The sequence below is a fragment of the Paenibacillus sp. FSL E2-0178 genome (genome assembly GCF_038593005.1).
GTDB lineage: Bacteria > Bacillota > Bacilli > Paenibacillales > Paenibacillaceae > Paenibacillus_AQ > Paenibacillus_AQ phytohabitans.
On the sequence record NZ_CP151953.1, the window covers coordinates 4,984,089 to 5,003,113 of the forward strand.

The following is a 19,025-nucleotide window of genomic DNA, read 5'->3' on the forward strand; positions in this document are numbered from 1 at the left end:
GGTGCCGATCCGCAGACTGCTGACCATCGGCCTGACTACGCTGGGTCTGGCCTCCGTCTGCGGATTATTCGCGCACAGCTTCAGCATCCTGCTGTTGACCCGTATCCTGCAGTCTGCAGGAGCAGGAGTCATGGCAGGCCTCGGACTTGTGCTGGCCAGCCGCTATGTTCCTGTCGGGAGACGCGGCGCAGCTATCGCCATGATCTCCGCAGGCAGCGCGATGGCATTCGGGCTCGGGCCGATTATCGGCGGTCTGATCAGCCAGTATTTCGGCTGGAACGGCCTGTTCGGCATCACCTGCCTCGTGCTGATTGTTCTGCCTGTGCTGCTTCATCTGCTGCCGAGGGAACAGCCCCAGCCTGCCGCTTTTGACGTGACGGGGGCGGCACTGACGGTTCTTAACGCAGGCAGCCTGCTGCTGGCGGTCACCAGCCAGTCCTACCTGTGGCTTGCGGCCAGTGTAGTGTCGCTGCTTATTCATGCCCGCCATCTGGCCCAAGCGGAGAACTCCTTCATTAACCCTCAGCTGCTGCGCATGCCCGGGTATCTGAAGCTGACTGCGATCGGGTTCTGCATTCTGGTGCTGAACCTCGGCAATCTGTTCCTCATGCCGCTTGCCCTGGCGGGCCTGTTCCATGAATCGGCGCTGAGCATCGGCTTGTTCATCGCGCCGGGAGCGATTCTGTCCGCGATTCTGACCCGCTACGTCGGCCACTGGATAGACCGCTACGGCAACCTCCGGTTCCTGATTATCGGCCATGTGGTGCTCGCCGCTGTCCTGGCCGTCTTTGCCATGAAGCTGTCCGTATCCCCGTTCATTCTGCTCGCGGGTTATCTGTGCTTCTCGCCGTCATTCTCGGCGACCATGGCTTCCCTGAACAATGAGGCGTCGGGCATTCTTCCCCGCAGCTGGATCGGCTCCGGCATGGGGCTGCTGCAGCTGATCCAGTTCTTCGGCGGCTCCGTTTCTGTCGCCGCCCTAGGCTTGCTGCTGCATGCTAAGCGGAACCTGGCGCCTGCCGCCGCCTACAAGCATGTTTACATTCTGCTGTTTGTGGTGAGTTTATGTTCATTAAGCCTGGTGCTGTGGTACAGATATTCCAGGCTGCGCGAGTTGAAACGAAATAATAGCGGCAGCGTATCAGAAGCATAAGATCGTTCAGAAGGGATTGGTATGGAGTGGATAATGGAATGAATGTCATCCTGTTTGAGAAGATGCCCGAAGGCGAGCTGCAGATTATTGAGGAGCGAGTCTGGAGCATGAACATGATTACGGCCCTGGAGCATGTGAATTATATAGTCGTAGGCGGCCGTGAGTTCGAGGCGGTAGAGGGCCGGTTGAATGTGGATGAAGGGAAGCTTGAGCTTCTGCTGGTTCCGATGCGTACCGAAGGTTAAAGAACATTATCAGGAAAGGAGGGCCCAAGTTGGCAAAAGACGAAAATGTTAAAGAACCTGCTGTAAGCAGGCTGTTCACCCCTGACGGCAAGCCGATCCGCGTATTGTCGACCTCGCTCGGCATTGCCCTGCTGGCCAATGCGTTATTTATTCCCGGAGGCGCTGGTGCCAGCGGGAGTACCGGCGGTACAGGGGATGAACCGAAGCTGGTGTCCTGGTCTACCGAGGAAGTTAAGAATTATTTCGACAAAAATGTTGACTGGAATATTCCCTATCCGGATGAGAATCAGGAAGAGGCTGTCCAGGAAGGACAGGGAGCGGTAACATCAGGCGGGACAACAGTAATCAACAACTATGGCGGTTATAACTCGGGATTCGGCTGGGATGATGTGCTTCTGTACCACATGCTGTTCAACAGCGGCTCGTTCTACTCTTCAAGAGGGTGGTACAATGACCGGCCGACTTATTACGGAGGCACACGCACTGCCTATAAGCCGCCAACCTACAGCAGCGGCAGCTTCCAGAACAAGCCTGTAGCCGGATCAGTGGTGAAACCGAAGACCTCGACTTCATCGACCGGCTCCATCACCAGAAGGAAAACCTCTTCGAAATCAGGCGGAATCGGCGGCACCTCCAGCGGGCTGGGCTCGGGCAAATCAAGCTCATCCACGTCCAAATCCAGCTCCAGTAAAAGCTCCGGCAAAAGCTCAAGCAAGAGCGGCTTCGGCGGATGATCCCGGCAGAGAGCGTCTTCGAATATCTGGACCAGTCCGCTCTGGAGCGGGCACCCCGGGTACAGCAGCTGCATGAGCTGGGCTTCACCTGGGCTGACCTGGAGGAAGAGGAATATTGGCTGGATGCAATAGCTGTGATGCGCGGTGAGACCTACCGGGAACTGAAGGATGCCTCATCAGGACTGTGGATGATTCTGGATAAGGCGGTCCGCTACGTCCATCTTAAGCATGACCTGTATGATCTGCTGGGAATTCCCCCGGTGCTATGGCAGATGCTTGACGATTGTCCTGTGCCGGAGCCGGGGCTGATCAGCCGGTATGCCAGATTTGACTTTGCTGTAGCCGGCGACGGAACCATTAAGCTGCTGGAGCTGAATGCGGATACACCGACCGGCTATGTGGAGGCCTCTATCGCCACGCCGTGGATCTGCGCAGAGGCGGGCATCGGGAATCCGAATGCCGCAATGAAGCAGCAGCTTGCCGCAGCCTGGGGCGCTGAACGTCCGGATACGGCAGCCTGTGTTGCCTATGGCAGCCATCAGGAGGATACCGGAACGATAGATGCCCTGGCAGCGCATAGCGGACTGGATATCCGCTGCGTCGATTGTCTGGACCTGTGGATTGATGAAGGTGTAGTGAAGGACGCAGAGGACCGGATCATTGAGCGGATGTTCGCGCTCTATCCGAAGGAGTGGATGGCTGTAGATGAAGGCGGCGACGCCCTGGCATACGCCATCGAGACGGGGAAGCTACAGCTGTTCAACGGGCCGCATAGTATTATCCTGCAATCCAAGGGGCTGATTGCTGCGGTATGGGGGATGTATGAGCTGGGTCTGCTGTTCAGCGAAGAGGAACGCCAGGTCATCTCCCGTTACATACTGCCTACGTACAATAAGGCGGTATTCTCCGAAAGCTTTGTGTCCAAGTCTGTCTTCGGCCGGGAAGGCGGGTCCGTGCGGATTTTTGATGATAGCGGAACGCTTGAAATAGAGGATGAGGAAGGGTATGACAGCAGCCAGCTGTTCCCGGTGGTCTATCAAAAAAGAGCCGAAATGGCCCGGATTCAGACCAGCGAAGGGGAGCTTCACCTGCTGACCGGCATGTTCGTGATTAACGGGAAGCCCTGCGGGCTGCTCGGCCGGGCTGGCGGACCGATTACAGGCAATGCCAGTCATTTTATCGCGCTAGGAGTGAGGGGGCTTGAAGATGAACAAGGGTAGAGAGGGACGTGCCGCCGGACGCAGATTCCGGGCCGGGGCGCTGACCGCAATGCTGCTTCTGGCAGTCATGCTGCTAAGCGCATGCTCGGGAAACAGCAGCAGTGTATTCCACACCGATACCGAAACAACGGACAGCGTGTCGCGCGTGCCGTGGGATTACCGGGTGGTCGAAGGCAAGGTGGGCGATCTGATCGGCAGCGACATGACCGTACTGCCGGATAACGAGCTGCTGCCGAACGATGGCAATTATGCTACAGGCGACACCGTATGGACACTGCAGTTCATGGATGCGGAGCTGGTAACAGATGCTGATCAGAAGAATGAGATCCGGCTGTCCTCCTGGACCACGCTGAAATCATACGGTGACCAGAAGACGGCAACGGAGGATCTGGCGAATCTGAAGGTGTCCATCACGACGGATGTGGATCTTGTCGGGGTGTACAAAACCCAGTATCAGGACAAAACCAGAAACTTTGCCGTACTCGAGCTGCCTTCCGGCAACCGGATTAAGCAGCCGATTGATGACAAGCGCTATTCTGCGCTGGAGAAACAAAAAACAGCCTCCGTGGTGCTGGAGGAAGTACATGATTTCGCCGACTATGATTCGGCCTATGCGAAATTCCGGGGGTGGGCTAATTGACGATTGTTATTAATCTGGTGGTTAGTATTCTGACCATTGTTCTGCTTCAGGTGCTGGGTATGGTTATATTCACCCTGATGACTCCTTTTAAGGATATGGAGGAGCTGAAGAAGGGGAATGTCGCTGTATCGCTGGCCTTTGGCGGCAAGTTCCTGGCCACGGCGATCATTCTCGGCGTAGCGGCATATACCAATACCTCCATCTGGTTCATGATGCTCTGGTTTGCGGTAGGCTATGTCTGTCTGGTTGCCTCTTACTGGATCTTTGAGCTGTTCACTCCGGGCTTCCGGATTTCGGAACAGCTGCAGAAGGGGAATGTTGCAGTAGGCGTAACACTCTGCATGGTATTCATTGGAACAGCGTTTGCGGTCAGCAGCCTGATTATTTAAAAGGACCGGCCAGACAGCAGGGCAGCTGCCGTGCCTCGGATGATCTGGCAGCAGCTGCCCGGCCGGTTTAAGCTAACTACCCGAAAGCAGGGATGAGCGTTGCACTTTCTAATCCGAATTTCCGGTAAGCTGCTTCATCTAAAAAAGAAGTCTATAGGTCTGATCATCCTGGCCTTTGTCATTCTGAGTGCATCCACTGCCTTCCTGCTGGAGCCGGACACTTTTCATAGCTGGTTCAACGCCTTTTATTGGGTGATGACCACCATGGCAACCGTAGGCTACGGTGATTATTTCGCTACTACAGTCACCGGCAAGGTATTTACGATATTCTTATATATCTTTGGCATCGGTCTGCTCAGTTTGGTTATCGGTAAGATTATCGATGCCATGGGAGAGATGCAGCGCAGGAGAGGAGCCGGAACCTTGAGCTTTCACGGGCATAATCATGTCGTACTGATTAACTGGAACCGCAAAACACAGGCGGCTGTGGATGAAATTCTGTGTTATGACGCGAACTGCAAGATCGTAATTATCGATGAGAACGGCCGTCATCCGCTGGAACAGCTGGAGCAGGTCCACTTCATTAACGGGGATGCCTCCAGTGATGATATCCTGCTGAAGGCGAACATCGGGAGCGCCAGAGCGGCGATCGTGTTCGGCGATACCCGTATAGACGAGGCCTCGCTGAGCGACGGCAAGACGCTGCTGATCGCCTCCAGCATTGAGCGGATCGCCCCGCAAGTACATACCACCGTAGAAATCATGCAGGAGAAGAACATCCAGAACTTCAAGCATGTTCAGGTGAACGAGTTCGTGCTCTCCCATGATGCCATCTCCAGACTTGCGGTAAGATCCGCCCTGCAGGAAGGCAATTCTGAAGTGATTACCCAGCTGCTCAGCCGCCAGCATGGTGATGATATCTATGAGATTCCGCGCAGCCGTGCGTGGAATACCTATGGAGACGCCTTTCAGGATCTGCTGCGGCAGGGGGCTACCCTGCTGTCCGACCGCGGTGACCTTGGCATTAACCGTAAGCTGGGGCAGCCGATCCCGGATGATGCCAGACTTTATATTGTTGCTGATGAGGAGACTTACCGCAGGATCACAAGAGGCTGAACTAAATACCATAAGCAGAGCTGCCCGGGTCATTCCGATCCGGACAGCTCTGCTTTTTTTTGCAGAAATGGCATAATCTATAAATTAGACACATAATGTTCGCCAAAACAGTAAACAATGTGACATAAATTACCGTTATATTATTATGACCAATATCAAGACTTGTCTTTTAAGGATGTGATGAATTGGGGAGTACACTCAGCAAGGCTGCTGCACTGGGTATATCGCTGCTTCTAATCACCTCATGCAGCAGTAATCAGGCCCGGCCCGTACCTTCCGCGGCTACTTCTTCTCCGGCAGTTACTCCTGCGGGAACGAACGTGCCGGAAGCGCCGTTGCTCGACACAGCGGACGAAGAACAGCAATTACTGAAATTCATAGATACGCAGCTCACGGGACCCTATGGGGTATATACGAATTTGCAGGAAACCGGTGAAGCGGCGGAGATGGCTACAGGCCATGAGGTTCTGAGCGAATCGGCCTCGCTTCTGATGAGGGCGGCCGTGCTTAACGGCGATCAGAAGAGGTTTGATCAGCAGTGGACGCTGGCCCGCGATACCTTCGATATGGAGAGCGGCTTCAGCTACCGGTTCAGTCCCAAGCAGCAGAAGCAATACACTGTGAACGCAGCGGTAGACGACCTGCGGCTGATTGGTGCGCTCTATGAAGCAGGGGAGGCGTTTAGCCGTCCGGAGTACACAGCGGAAGCAGATAAATACAGCAAAAGATTCTATGATAATAATGTAAAAGATGGATATATGTATGATTTTTATGACAATATTTTCAAAACCGCCAACGGGTTCGTAACTTTGTGTTATATTGATCTGAGTGTGTTGCGAAAATTGTCGATATCTAGCGAATTAAGCGGAATATTGCTGAATAATATGGGCGGGATTCTGGAAGACGGATATTTGTCTGACTCCTTCCCGTTCTATGAGACAAGGTTCGATTACAAGACTGGCCAGTACAGCTCTGAACATATCAATACGGTAGAGTCGCTGCTGACCATTCTTCATTTGGCCGAGAGCAACCGGCAGAAGCCGGCGAGCATCCGCTATATCAAAGAGCAGGTTGCGGCGGGCACACTGTACGGGCAGTATACGCGTGAGGGCCAGCGGACGAATGATATCCGTTCTACGGCGATTTATGCGCTCACGGCCATGATTGGCGCTGTGCTGGGCGATCCGTCTCTCTATGCGTCCAGTATTGAACGGATGAATGAATTCAGAGCCGTGAATGCTGCAAGTCCGCTGTATGGCGGGTTCGGTGATGAGGCTGCCGGGCAGGCGTATTCTTTTGACAACCTGATGGCGCTCCTCGCTTATTCCTATTCCAACCAACAACAATAGTAACGAAGGTGAATCCGTATGATAGACAACCCAGTGAAAACATCAATCCGGCCCGGCATAACCCTTGCCAGCCTTCGGATTACCCCGGCGTTTGCCGCAGCTTTTGGCGTATTGCTCGTAACAGTCATCGCGCTCTTTACTGCTCCCTATGTGGGAATGGCAGACAACGGTGACTTTTTCCGGATTATATATAGCAATGGACTGTATTTCAACCTCCCGGATTATGACAGCCAGTATTTCGGGTATTTCATCAAGCAGTTTGGAATCTACCAATATTATAACGAGAACAGCTCGATGCTGGTCTCCTCCCAGTCCCTGTTTATCAAGCTGGCACTGTTCGTCAATAAGCTGTTATTCAGCAAGGAAGTGTTCGATATCCGGTTTCAGGCCGCGATCTATACGCTCCTGTATGTGGCTGCTGTCTACCTGCTCATTGAAGCCGTTACGTTCAAGATGTCCCGGAAGCGGGGGATGATTGTTGCGGTTCTGGCAGTTTTTATCTTCGGGGACACGGGGTATACCGCCTACTTCAATTCGTTCTTCGGCGAAAGCCTGGTAATGGTCACGATGATTCTGGTGTTCGCTTCATGGCTGCTGCTGTACCGCAAACGATACAACGATTACGCCATGCTGGCGGTACTTCTGGTCAGCACGCTGATCCTAACGACCTCCAAGCAGCAAAATGCTCCTGTGGGCATGGTGATTTCCCTGCTCTCTATCTCCCTTGTCTGGATCCGCCGGGATAAATTGTTCCGCTGGGTCACGCTCCTGTCCGCCGCCCTGATGATGTTCGCCGGTATTGCCACCTATCTTAATATATCCAAAGAATTCGTGAATATTAACCAGTATCATGCCATGACCCGCGGAGTGCTAATGGAATCAGAGAATCCGGAGACCGCGCTTCAATCCTTCGGGATTAATGAACAGTACGCTATCCTCAAAGAGAATACCTATTATGACCAATACGGGACCGTGGATGTGAAATCGGATCTGCTGGAAAAGGATTTCTACAGCCAATACGGTTTTGTCTCGATTCTGAAATATTATGTTACGCATCCGGACCAGCTGGGCTCGATTCTCGACACGGCTGCCGAAAGCGCCTATACGATCAAGCCGGCGGCGATGGGGAATTATGAGAAATCTGCTGGCAAGGAGTTCCGGGCACAGAGTCATTTCTTCAACGTGTACAGTACGCTGAAGGAGAAGCTGGCTCCGCGCACCTTTGCCTTCATCCTCCTCTGGATGGCAGTGATTACTGGTGTCTATATGCCTTCCTTCGTGGCAGCGGTCCGGGCGCGGGACTACCGGGGAATGCAGCGGCTGTTCGTGATTCTGGCTACAATGCTAGTCGGATTGTCCGGCATTGTAGTCTCCATTATTGGAGCAGGCGATGCCGATATTGCGAAGCATGAATTCCTGTTTACCTTAGCCTTTGACCTGATCACTTTCCAGGTCATATCGAGCGTCATTGGCCGCGGAATCTCATCCAGGAAATCCATGCCGGCTGCACCGCCTTCCGTGCCGGCCCCAGAATACGCTGCCCTGAATAATGGGGTGAGCATTTGAAACGCGGAGGAATTATTGTTCTGCTGCTGCTCCTGGCAGGGAATCTCCTGCTGCCCGCCCCGGCTGCTTCTGCCGCCGCGTCACCTGCCGCTGCGCAGCATATTCTGCTGCTCTATGACAGCCTGGCGAAAGGCACGGGGAAGGAAGGGAATGTGGCAGAGCTGCAGCGGCTGCTTGCCGCCTACAGTACACAGGTTACGCTTAAGAATATATCCGATTATGAGCAAGGCAGCCTGACCGCCTACTCCGGAATGATCACCGTCATTAACAGTGCGGAGCTGAAGATTACGAATAGCGCTTATCTGCAGGACGCAGCGGGCTATAAAGGGTCTGTGATGTATGTCGGATACCGGCCGCCGGACCGCGTGCAGCAGGCCCTGCAGCTGAAGACAGACATCTGGCATGGAGCCAGCGCAAGCCTCTCCATCGGCGGGTTCACCGGCATTCCGCTGGAAGTGGAAGAAATGCCTTATATCACTGCTTCACAGGGCGGCCGTACGTACGGCGGGTGGTCTTTTGAAGATGGCGGGGTGCAAATGCCCTACGCGGTAAGCCGCGGCGAATTTACTTATATGCCTTATCTGAAGCAGGGGGATTTAAGCAGCATGGCCGCGGCTTATGTATTGAAGGATTGGCTGAAATCCTCCGCCCGGCCCCGTACGTATCTGGTGTTCAAGGAGATTTATCCCTTCTCCGATCTGGAGCTGCTTGAGCAAACGGCAGACAGGCTGTATCAGAGCGGAATTCCATTCATCGCCAGTGTCCGGCCGGTATTCGGAAATACCGATTTTCCGGCGATGAAGCGGTATCTGGAAGCCCTGAGAACGGTGCAGTCCCGCAACGGGAGCATTGTTGTCAATGCTCCGGCGGTCAGACCGCCGATCAGCCTTAGTGACCGGTCGCTGCATGTCAAGATGAACAGCTTCATCAATGTGCTGGCAGAGGGCGGTGTAGCTCCGCTGGGTATGGCTGCAGAAGGCTACTGGACGTATGACAAGGAGTATTCTACGGCGGGTATGGGCTTCTTCGACTCGGCGGTACTCTACGCGGATGAAGAAGCCAGATATATGGAACAGACGGACACCTCGGTGACCTTCCCGTCCACCCTGTACAGTCTGCCGCTGGAATTCCTGCAAGGGATCAGCAGGACCGGCAAGGCGATGCCGGAGCTTCCGCTGAATGCGGCAGTTACTGTCGACTTGCCTGAGGATGAGGCTGCACTGGACAGTCTGATGCAGAATCTGGGGGAAGAGTGGTATACGTTCGCCGACTATAAACGGGAGGCCCATAAGGTAGTTACAGACATCAACACCATCGAATCAGCGGATGGGGTAATTTACATTAACGGCAACAATCTGAATGTTGACTATACCCCGCAGACCGTCGCAGCCGATTACCAGTACCAGGAGAAGCAGGCTACAAGCTTCAACAGGTTGTTCAGCGTGCAGAACCAGTTTTTTATTATTGTGATCCTGATTGCCCTGCTTCTGTTCGGGGGTCTGCTTACCATCGGTTACCGGCTGTACCGGAGGAAATATTTGAAATAAGGAATCCGGAAAAATCAAACAACATTAGGAGAATAATATGACGGTCTCAGACGTGCTGATGGTCATTGCGGTGATCTGCATCTGGTCACTGCTGCTGGTGAATGTAGCGCTGATTATAGCGGGCTACCTGTACTATATTGAAACTGAAAATAAGGCAGTGCCGGAGATCAGGGGTGAGTATCCGATGGTAACGATTATGGTCCCTGCGCATAACGAGGGCGTGGTCATCAGCAAAACCGTGGAATCCCTGCTGGCGCTGGATTACCCGCATGACCGGTATGAGATCATCGTCATTAACGATAATTCCTCGGATAACAGCGCGGAGCTGCTGGGCGATATCCAGCGGAGGAACCCGCAGCGTAATCTGATCATCATTAATACGGATGCAGTTACCGGCGGCAAAGGCAAATCCAATGCGCTGAATATCGGCTTCACCCGCAGCAGGGGGGAGCTCATTGCTATCTACGATGCCGACAATACACCGGAACGCACCGCTTTGCGCTATCTTGTGGCTGAGATCATGAATGACTCCACCCTGGGAGCAGTGATCGGCAAGTTCAGAACCCGCAACCGCGATGCAAGCCTGCTGACCCGGTTTATTAATATTGAGACCCTGTCGTTTCAATGGATGGCGCAGGCCGGCCGCTGGAAGCTGTTTAAGCTCTGTACGATTCCGGGAACGAATTTCATTATGCGCAGGTCTATTGTAGAGAGTATCGGCGGCTGGGATGTCAAGGCAATTGCTGAGGATACAGAGATTAGCTTCCGTATTTATATGATGGGATACCGGATCAAGTTCCAGCCGAAATCGGTCACCTGGGAGCAGGAGCCGCAGACGGTGAAGGTCTGGTTCAAGCAGCGGACACGCTGGGCGAAGGGGAATATCTATGTCATTGTGAAGAACCTTCCGCTCCTCTTCGACCGGAAGGCGGCGAAGATCCGCTTCGATATCCTGTATTATGTCTCGATCTATTTCCTGCTCCTGATCTCACTGGTCACCTCTGATGTTCTGCTTGTCCTCCATGCGATGGGGTATGTCCATACGACCATTGCCGGACTCAGCAGCTTCCTGTGGCTGCTCGCCATTGTTCTGTTCGTGGTCGGAATCTTCGTTACGCTGACTACGGAGAAAGGCGAGATGAGCCTGTCGAATCTGTGGATCATTCTGCTGATGTATGTTTCGTACTGCCAGCTGTGGATGGTGGTTGCCGCTTACGGACTGTATAACTATCTCAAAGACGTCATTTTCAAACGGGAAGCCAAATGGTACAAAACCGAGCGCTACTGATGCGCCGGAGGAGAAGAAATAAGCGATACAGGAGATAAGGAACATGATGAAAAAACAGATAATGATAGGGCTGATTTGCCTCTCCCTTTTCCTGGTTCAAATTCCTGCGGCACTGGCAGCGGCAGTGCTTCCCGGTGACGCCACGATGACTTACGAGACTTCATTTACGGGCAGCGAGATCTCTCTAACGGGTACAAGCTCCCAGCAGCAGTATTTCACAGTCATGGATTACTGGAACGTCGATGCGGTGAACATCAGGCTGCATTTTCAGGTGTCACAGATTAATGCGGAACAGCAGTCAAGTGTGACACTGTCGCTTAACGGCATTCCGTTCTACTCCTTCAGACCGTCCGCTGAGAATAACGGGGAGCAGAGCCTGAGCGTTCCGGCGCCCAAGGGCTTCCTTAAGGAAGGCAGCAACACGCTGAGTATCCAGGGGAATCTGAAGACCGATACGGAGGATTATCAGCTCTGCAGTGTAAACAATACACAGGACAGCTGGCTCCATCTGTTCAATACCTCCAATATATCCGTGAAGTACGCGCCGAAGGCGATTACGGGCGGGATTGCGGATTTCAGTGCCAGATTCTCGGGAATGGATACGGTGAAAAGAGGACAAAGCCTGCTCGCCGTGCCGGAGAATGCCACCGGCTCGGAACTGGAAAGCGCAACTTACGCCCTGTCGGGCTTCGCCAAAGGCAATACGCTGAACGATAAGACGATTCCGCTGCTGCCCTACCGTGAGGATACCCTGAAGGACAAGCGTGCAGTGGTGCTTGTAGCGATGTATGACCATCTTCCGGCCACCTTGAAGAATCTGGTAAGCACTACAGCTGATCTCAGCACCCATGCCGTGATCCAGCTGGTGAACAAGGATTCCTCACCGGTGCTGGTGGTTACCTCCAGGGATGAGAGCCTGCTGATCAAGGCCGGACGCTTCATGGCCAGCGGGGAGCTGCTGAGCCAGATCCGCGAAGACCTGAAGCTTGTGGATGATGCTACCGATGTAGCAGACCCGGCGCCGCCCATCAGCTCGAATGTTACATTCACGGAGACCGGGGATAAGCTGACCGGACCGAATCATCAGGAGCAGACTTATTTCGTTTCGCTGCCGTCCAACCGCTCGATTGCGGATGACGGCAAAATCAGCCTCGATTTCCGCTATGCGGGGAATCTGGATTTTGAGCGTTCACTGGTGACGGTGAGCATCAATAATACGCCGGTCGGCAGCAAGAAGCTGACGAAGGAGCTGGCTAACGGTGATGTGCTGACTCTGGATGTGCCGCAGAGCCTGAACATCTCCGGCAATTTCTCGGTCACGGTGGCGTTTGATCTGGAGATGGCGAATGCCATCTGTACCCCTAATACGGAGCAGATGCCCTGGGCCTATGTGAGCAAGGAATCGATGATGCGCCTGAACACGAAGGACCGCACAGAGCTGCTGCTGAGCAACTATCCGTACCCGTTCCTGCGCGACGGCATCTTCAACCGTGTGGCAGTCGTTCTGCCGCAGGAGATGGATGACTATGCCTATCAGAGTCTGGGCAACATCTTCAACATGCTTGGCCAATACGCCGGAGGCAACACCGGGGATATCCATTATTACAGCGATGATGTATCTGCGGATAATCTGAAGGACAACAATATCATTGCCATCGGTACTTATAAGAACAACAAGGTGATCCGCGACAACAACGACAAGCTTTTCTTCAAATACAACAAAGACGGCTCGACCCTGCTGTCCAATGAGAAAATAGCGATTGAGGAGCAGTACGGAGCCGGCATCGGTACGCTGCAGCTGCTGGACTCACCCTACGAGAGCGGACGGGGCCTGCTTGCGGTTACAGCGGTCAGCTCCGAGAGCTACTACCTGGTCTCGAAGCTGATTGCCAGCGAGAAAGACCGCTGGAAGGTCTACGGGGACGGTGTGGTTGCAGACAAAGACGGCCAGGTTAACGCGTACCGCTTCAAAACCCTCTCAGGCGCGGCCAAAGAATCAACAGTGGCGCAGATTATTGAGCGTTCAGATGTGCTGGGCTTTGTGGTTGCGGCTGTCCTTATGATCACGCTGGTCATTGTATCGCTGCTGCTCCTGCTCCGCAAACATATGAAGAAACGTGGTGATAAGCGTGAGACGTAACCGCAGCAGCCTAATCTCCGATCTCGGGTTTCTGGCCTTCCTGGTCCTGATGTTTGCCTGCACCGTATTCATTGCCGGCTCTCCGGATCACTATATACAGAACATCATTATTCTGAATGTGGCCTTCCTGCTGGCGCTGGTCACGTATTTCACCACGGTAACTGCGGGACTGACGCTGAATCTGGCGTTTATCTTCGGCTACGGCTTCTTCGTGGTCTATCAGACGGTGTCCGAAGGGGCATCGATTGGAGTTAATACGTACTTCTGGCTGATTATGACTCCGCTGATTACAGTCGTCCTCTGGGTGTTCACGTCCAGCAGCCGTGAGCTGCAGGCCGAGAATGAGCGCCTGCAGAAGCGGACGGCCAATCTCGCCACGGTGGATGAGAATACGGATCTGCGCAACAGTATCTCTTTTCAGAAGGATGCCAGCCTGTTCACCGGGATATCGACTAGGTATCACATTCCGCTGACGCTGCTTGTCGTCAAGGTGAAATACTGGAATGAGATCCGCCGTCTGATTCCGGAAGAGCAGCTATCCGAAGCGATCTATGATGTCTCCCAGCTCAGCCAGTCCAGTATCCGCACCAATGACGCGCTGTATCTGCTGGACAAGGAGGACGCCACCTGGGGGCTCCTGCTCTTCACAGACCGTGAAGGGGCCAAGATTGTCATTGAGCGGATCAAGCTCCGGCTGCAGGAATTGAATGATACCGAATTCTCCGGCAAGTATAAAGTGAACCTGGGGCTGAAGATTGGGGCAGTGGAGTATGAGGCGGACAAAATTGAGAATCCGCTCGATTTCATTGTTCAAGCCAAAAATCAGCTTGAATACGATGTATAATGCAGATTAGGGTTCTTGCTTCAATCCAATCTGACAGGAGGATATCATTATGGATTTGGGTCTTGGAGGAAAGTCAGTGCTCGTAGCCGCCGCCAGCAAAGGGCTGGGGCTGGCAACCGCACTGGAATATGCGCGTGAAGGTGCGCGCGTGACGATCGCGAGCCGGAGCCTGCCGCAGCTGGAAGCGGCGCGGCAGGCGATTCTGGAGGCCACGGGGCAAGAGGTTGCCGTGGCGGAGATGGATGTGACCCGCCCGGAGGATATTGAACGGGCGGTCCGGACGGCCGCCGAATATGGAGGCGGCCTCGATGTGCTTGTCACGAACGCCGGCGGGCCTCCGGGCGGCAGCTTCGGGGATATGGCCGACGCGGACTGGAGCGGCGGCTTCGAGCTTACGCTGATGAGCACGGTCCGCCTGATCCGCGAAGCGCTGCCGCATATGCGCAGCGCTGGCGGAGGGCGGATTGTCAGCATCAGCTCGGTCTCGATCAAGCAGCCGATCCAGGGGCTGATTCTCTCGAATGTGTTCCGCGCAGGGGTGAACGCGCTGAACAAGAGCCTGGCCACGGAGCTTGCGCCCGAAGGCATTCTGATCAACAGTCTGGCGCCCGGACGCATCGGTACAGACCGGATTCTCCAGCTTGACGGCAAACGGGCGGAAGCGGTGGGGACTTCGCTTGAGCAGGTCCAGGCGGAGGCGCTGAAGGGGATTCCGCTCGGCAGAACGGGAACGCCCGAGGAGTTCGGTAAAGCGGCAGTATTTCTCGGTTCTTTTGCCAATACTTATATTACCGGCCAATCCCTGCTTATCGACGGCGGAATGGTGAAATCGCTCTAACGTTCATCCCTAAGCCGGTTGCAGGACAACCCGGTTCGCGATGCCTGATTGCTGGGTGACAAGCCCCCTTTTTTCCGGCTCAAAAGGTTGACTCCAGGCCCGCTTTCACGTATGATAGTATGGCGTGTAAAAATCGGAAGATTTACGCATCTCCCTTCGTCTAACCGGAATTATTAAATAGACCAAGAGATGGCTTCATAATACCATAGAAGTTGTATTAGTACGGAAAGGAGGTTATTACAATGAAAGAAGGCATACACCCTAAGTTCAACCAGGTTATCTTCTTCGATGCAAGCGTAGGCTACAAATTCCTGAGCTCGTCCACCAAGTCTTCCGGTGAAACGATGGAATGGGAAGACGGCAACACTTATCCAGTGATCCGTGTAGACTCCAGCTCCGCATCCCACCCGTTCTACACAGGTAAACAAAGAGATACCGAAACTGGCGGCCGTGTTGACAAGTTCAAACAACGGTTGGCACAGAAGAAATAATGGTATTCCTACTATAGAGGATATTCCCGCATCCATGCAGATGGTGAAGGAGTATCCTCTTTGTTTTGTTTATGTACGCCTGTTTAAGCGGCCTGCGTAGCGGGTATTAATGCTTAGGTGGGAAGTGGAAGGTATCAATTAGACGTTTGGAAGGGCATGCCTGCGTGTTTTCCGAAAGGTAGTTGATTAACCCATGTACTACTTGAAAAGACGGAGAAGATCGAGATTACGCCGATTCTACTCCGGTTTAGCACCCTAGCAACTGGAATCCTGCATAACTATAAATTCGCTTCTCACCTTTTGAAGACTCTACGGGCTGCCCGTAGAGTCTTCGTGTATGTTCAGGCATCTCCATGGAACGGCGGACGGACGTCTATACCTTGGGTACAGATAGTATTTTTTGGAAGAAAGATTCATTTGTACGAAAGAGTAGGATATAATAAGGCAAAGTTATCTCAAAAATAGGAGAAATATGACATGCCGTGGATGCAGGGTTATCCTTATTATTTAGTAATGGGCAGCGTTCTAAGTCTCTACATGGGCATCGGTTCTTTCAAGCACCGCCACACACCGGGAAGATGCTATTTATGGATATTGATGCTGCTGGTCAGCCTGATATTCGCGGCTACGGCCGGAGAGATTCTGTCGGATTCCTATCAAGCCAAGCTATGGTGGAAGAACTTGCAGCAGGGCCCGCTTTTTTTGAGTGCTATCTTTACCTATGCCGTTATTAAAGAGTATGTTTCCCGTTCCTCTGAGGGTTTGGCCAAGAGGCTTATTTTCTTTTGTATTCCGGTCGTGCTCGATGTTGTGCTGATCTTTACCGATTCCTATCATCATCTGATGCGCAGTGAGGTTGGGCTCGCAACAGTGGCAGGTGTTACCGGAATTGCAGTGAAGCCTACAGTGTTAAGCATGATCCTTATTGCATATGACCAGCTGTTCGGGTTGTATGCAGTCTATTTACTGGCGATTTCCCTCCTGAATGCTCCTGCATATTATTTCCGCCGTAATCTGATGCTGCTGCTCGGGCTGGTAATTCCGGTACTGACGGTCTTTCTGCTTCCGCTGCTCAAAATTACGATTACCGGGTTCACAGCATTTACCTATCTTCCGCCCATCATCGTGGCGTACCTCTCCTTGTTCCGTGATCCACGGCTCTCCTTGTATCCGCTTGCCAAGAATAAAATCTTCGAGAATATGAAAGACGGCATTGTACTGACGGACCGCTATGACCATATCATTGATGTCAATGAAGCTGCGGATGCGATGCTCTCCGGGCTGCTGGAAGAGAAGGCGGACACCTGGAGGGGCCGAAGCATACATCTGCTGCTGAAGCAGTACGGGCAGATTTCGGACCATTATGCCAAGCGGTTGGAAGGCCAGTTCGAGATCGAGCCTTCCGGCAAGGATGGTGCCTGTTTCGGCGTCGCACTTATTGCCACGGAGCGGACCCGCACAGAGAACACAGGCATGCTGATGGTCTTCAGTGATCTCAGTGAGAAGAAGAGGTATGAACGCGAGCTGCTGCATCAGGCTACTGTTGATGATCTGACCGGCCTGTACAACCGCAGGCATTTCATGCGGCTGGTGCAGAATTACTCTGCGCAGCACGGGGCGGGAATGGCGCTGCTGCTGTTCGATATCGATGATTTCAAGTTAATTAATGATACATACGGACATCTGGCCGGTGATCAGGCGCTGGTAGATTTGTCCCGGAAGATTATGAAGGTGTACCAGCATAACGGGATTTCCGGCCGGGTGGGGGGCGAGGAGTTCGCGGTCTGCTTCTTTGCCGGCAGCGAGGCTGAGGCCTTGAGAGAAGCGGAGAGTTTCCGAGCAGACCTGGGCGAGCACATCGTCCTGCTGGACGGGGGGCACAGCATCCAGCTGACCGTCAGCATAGGCATTGCCTTCACTGAGCGCAGCGATGTGACCTTCGAGGACTTATACCGCGAGGCGGACGAAGCCCTGTATCAGTCCAAGGCCAGGGGCAAGAACAGAGTCACCCTTGGCCGCCAGCCCGCTGTGCGGCAGGCGGCCAAGGGTTAGTCCGGGATAAATACAAACAGAGCATCTCTCCGTAGGCTGGAGGGATGCTCTGTTGTTGTGATTAGTCACTGCGATGGATCGCACTCCCGAGAGGCCTGTTCCTCTGCCATACAGTTAAGCAGCAGATGGATAAATGACATCTATTTCATGTGAAATGTCTGATTTGGGTGGTTTAGTTGGAAAAAGAACATTTTATTCTGCCCTAATCAGCTTAAGGTGGACATTTGGGGTGAATTAGGTGCCATAAATCCACTTGTTATCCAAAAAGATGCTGCGGCGAGAGCAATAGATGTCATAAATCCACTTAGTTTTACAGGTGCGGTGGCTGAGTTAGGGTTGAACGGTCTCCACGACGACTTTGAGCGCGGTTCCGATTGGCGGCAGACTCCGGGTCATTACAGGGGAGTAGAAGCCCATAACCGTAGCGCCCTGCACCAGAGCAGACTGTTCTATAGCTTCTCCGCTCGCGTTCACCAGCAGAGTATCCTCCGTCAGGCGAAGCACGATCTCGCTTTGCGACAGATCGCTGAGGGCGCTGCCCTTGATACGGAGGCTGAGTGAGCCGTCTTCGGCCTTGATGATCTCTTCAAGAGTACCTTCCGTACCCAGCGTATCAGCCTGAGCCTTGGTATCCTGGACAGTTATCCGGTAAGCGGGCGTCTGCGGCGGCAGGCTGCGGGTGGAGAACATTGCGTGCTCGGCCTCTACCGTCATACCGATCTGAAGATCGGCTAAGGCCAGCTTGGTGCCGTCGGTCTTCTCATATACTGTATCTCCGCTGACATTCAGTACGAGCCCTGCGGTTCCGGTACCCTTGATCTGAATGGAGGAAGTATCGCCGGAATTCCGGATGGCGGTGATGACGCCGGTCTCAAGGACATGCTCTGCGGCTGAAGTGATCACGATATTCTTCCCCTCCACACTAACGGTCTGATGCAGTACCTCACTTACGAAGGATGCGGGGACATACATTTTGTCTGCCTTAGTCATCGGAGCCGTTCCGAGTGAGGTGTACATTTTGTTGATCACATAGCGGTCTTCGCCGCTCTTCACAGTTGTGTATATATTTCCTTTATTCAAGTCGACAGCTTTGGTTGCCGTGTTCCAGGTTATCTTGAAGCCCAGTGACTCAGCGACGGTACGCAGCGGAATCAGCGGCTCCTTGGTGCCGGAAGGCTGAAAGCCGGTCTCGGTGATGGTTGTACCGTTAATGGCAATGGCATACGTGCTTAGTGAGGCGCCGGCTTTGTTCTGGGCAGCCTTGGTCTGGTTTGAACTGGTTGCTGCAGGGGCAGCGGAGACCACTCCGGTAGTGAGGGCCAGCGACAGCGTCAGGAGCGCTGCGCTTGTTCTGAGAGAAGTTTTCATGGGACAGCTCCTTTGGTTATGTTAGTAGGTAAGTATGTGTTATTT

The 19,025-nt window shown here is 53.5% G+C and carries 17 protein-coding genes; 16 read left to right on the plus strand and 1 reads right to left on the minus strand.

Going from position 1 to position 19,025, the window contains the following annotated elements:
- The first annotated feature begins 1 nt into the window (after nucleotide 1).
- The 16 genes from MHI42_RS21735 to MHI42_RS21810 all read left to right on the plus strand — a co-directional run bounded on the left by MHI42_RS21735 (nucleotide 2) and on the right by MHI42_RS21810 (nucleotide 17,612).
- Nucleotides 2-1,153: an MFS transporter gene (locus tag MHI42_RS21735; protein WP_342420634.1), complete on the plus strand. Its 1,152-nt coding sequence runs from the start codon at nucleotides 2-4 to the stop codon at nucleotides 1,151-1,153.
- 26 nt (nucleotides 1,154-1,179) lie between these two features.
- Nucleotides 1,180-1,398 carry a hypothetical protein gene (locus MHI42_RS21740; protein ID WP_167549589.1) on the plus strand — a complete coding sequence of 73 codons (219 nt, stop codon included), beginning with the start codon at nucleotides 1,180-1,182 and terminating at the stop codon, nucleotides 1,396-1,398.
- Between the two features lie 29 nt (nucleotides 1,399-1,427).
- Nucleotides 1,428-2,132 (plus strand): hypothetical protein, encoded by a 705-nt coding sequence (locus MHI42_RS21745; protein ID WP_342420635.1) that lies wholly within the window; start codon nucleotides 1,428-1,430, stop codon nucleotides 2,130-2,132.
- Nucleotides 2,129-3,352: a glutathionylspermidine synthase family protein gene (locus MHI42_RS21750; RefSeq protein ID WP_042140404.1), complete on the plus strand. Its 1,224-nt coding sequence runs from the start codon at nucleotides 2,129-2,131 to the stop codon at nucleotides 3,350-3,352. Before MHI42_RS21745 ends, MHI42_RS21750 begins: the two co-directional genes overlap by 4 nt.
- Nucleotides 3,339-3,992 (plus strand): hypothetical protein, encoded by a 654-nt coding sequence (locus MHI42_RS21755; RefSeq protein WP_171719151.1) that lies wholly within the window; start codon nucleotides 3,339-3,341, stop codon nucleotides 3,990-3,992. Before MHI42_RS21750 ends, MHI42_RS21755 begins: the two co-directional genes overlap by 14 nt.
- The gene (locus MHI42_RS21760; RefSeq protein WP_042140402.1) at nucleotides 3,989-4,381 is read left to right on the plus strand and encodes a DUF350 domain-containing protein; all 393 of its coding nucleotides are present in this window, start codon (nucleotides 3,989-3,991) and stop codon (nucleotides 4,379-4,381) included. Before MHI42_RS21755 ends, MHI42_RS21760 begins: the two co-directional genes overlap by 4 nt.
- Before the next feature lie 99 nt (nucleotides 4,382-4,480).
- Nucleotides 4,481-5,497 carry an ion channel gene (locus MHI42_RS21765; RefSeq protein WP_340989614.1) on the plus strand — a complete coding sequence of 339 codons (1,017 nt, stop codon included), beginning with the start codon at nucleotides 4,481-4,483 and terminating at the stop codon, nucleotides 5,495-5,497.
- 185 nt (nucleotides 5,498-5,682) lie between these two features.
- Nucleotides 5,683-6,846: a glycosyl hydrolase family 8 gene (locus tag MHI42_RS21770; RefSeq protein ID WP_342420636.1), complete on the plus strand. Its 1,164-nt coding sequence runs from the start codon at nucleotides 5,683-5,685 to the stop codon at nucleotides 6,844-6,846.
- Nucleotides 6,847-6,879: 33 nt separating this feature from the next.
- The gene (locus tag MHI42_RS21775; RefSeq protein WP_342420637.1) at nucleotides 6,880-8,412 is read left to right on the plus strand and encodes a hypothetical protein; all 1,533 of its coding nucleotides are present in this window, start codon (nucleotides 6,880-6,882) and stop codon (nucleotides 8,410-8,412) included.
- On the plus strand, nucleotides 8,409-9,959 hold the full coding sequence (locus MHI42_RS21780; protein WP_342420638.1) for a hypothetical protein: 1,551 nt from the start codon (nucleotides 8,409-8,411) through the stop codon (nucleotides 9,957-9,959). Before MHI42_RS21775 ends, MHI42_RS21780 begins: the two co-directional genes overlap by 4 nt.
- 37 nt (nucleotides 9,960-9,996) lie before the next feature.
- Nucleotides 9,997-11,247 carry a glycosyltransferase gene (locus MHI42_RS21785; RefSeq protein ID WP_076243612.1) on the plus strand — a complete coding sequence of 417 codons (1,251 nt, stop codon included), beginning with the start codon at nucleotides 9,997-9,999 and terminating at the stop codon, nucleotides 11,245-11,247.
- Nucleotides 11,248-11,290: 43 nt separating this feature from the next.
- Nucleotides 11,291-13,387 (plus strand): cellulose biosynthesis cyclic di-GMP-binding regulatory protein BcsB, encoded by a 2,097-nt coding sequence (locus MHI42_RS21790; protein WP_342420639.1) that lies wholly within the window; start codon nucleotides 11,291-11,293, stop codon nucleotides 13,385-13,387.
- The gene (locus MHI42_RS21795) at nucleotides 13,377-14,231 is read left to right on the plus strand and encodes a diguanylate cyclase (RefSeq protein ID WP_042140397.1); all 855 of its coding nucleotides are present in this window, start codon (nucleotides 13,377-13,379) and stop codon (nucleotides 14,229-14,231) included. The genes MHI42_RS21790 and MHI42_RS21795 overlap by 11 nt, the downstream gene beginning before the upstream one ends.
- A gap of 49 nt (nucleotides 14,232-14,280) precedes the next feature.
- Complete coding sequence (locus MHI42_RS21800; protein ID WP_076243611.1) at nucleotides 14,281-15,069, plus strand: SDR family oxidoreductase; 789 nt, start codon at nucleotides 14,281-14,283, stop codon at nucleotides 15,067-15,069.
- Between the two features lie 242 nt (nucleotides 15,070-15,311).
- On the plus strand, nucleotides 15,312-15,560 hold the full coding sequence (locus MHI42_RS21805; RefSeq protein WP_039304788.1) for a type B 50S ribosomal protein L31: 249 nt from the start codon (nucleotides 15,312-15,314) through the stop codon (nucleotides 15,558-15,560).
- A 477-nt stretch (nucleotides 15,561-16,037) separates the two neighbouring features.
- On the plus strand, nucleotides 16,038-17,612 hold the full coding sequence (locus MHI42_RS21810) for a diguanylate cyclase (RefSeq protein WP_342420640.1): 1,575 nt from the start codon (nucleotides 16,038-16,040) through the stop codon (nucleotides 17,610-17,612).
- 330 nt (nucleotides 17,613-17,942) lie between these two features.
- On the opposite strand, the gene MHI42_RS21815 is transcribed toward MHI42_RS21810, so the two are convergent.
- Nucleotides 17,943-18,980 (minus strand): copper amine oxidase N-terminal domain-containing protein, encoded by a 1,038-nt coding sequence (locus MHI42_RS21815; protein WP_342420641.1) that lies wholly within the window; start codon nucleotides 18,978-18,980, stop codon nucleotides 17,943-17,945.
- Between the last annotated feature and the right edge of the window lie 45 nt (nucleotides 18,981-19,025).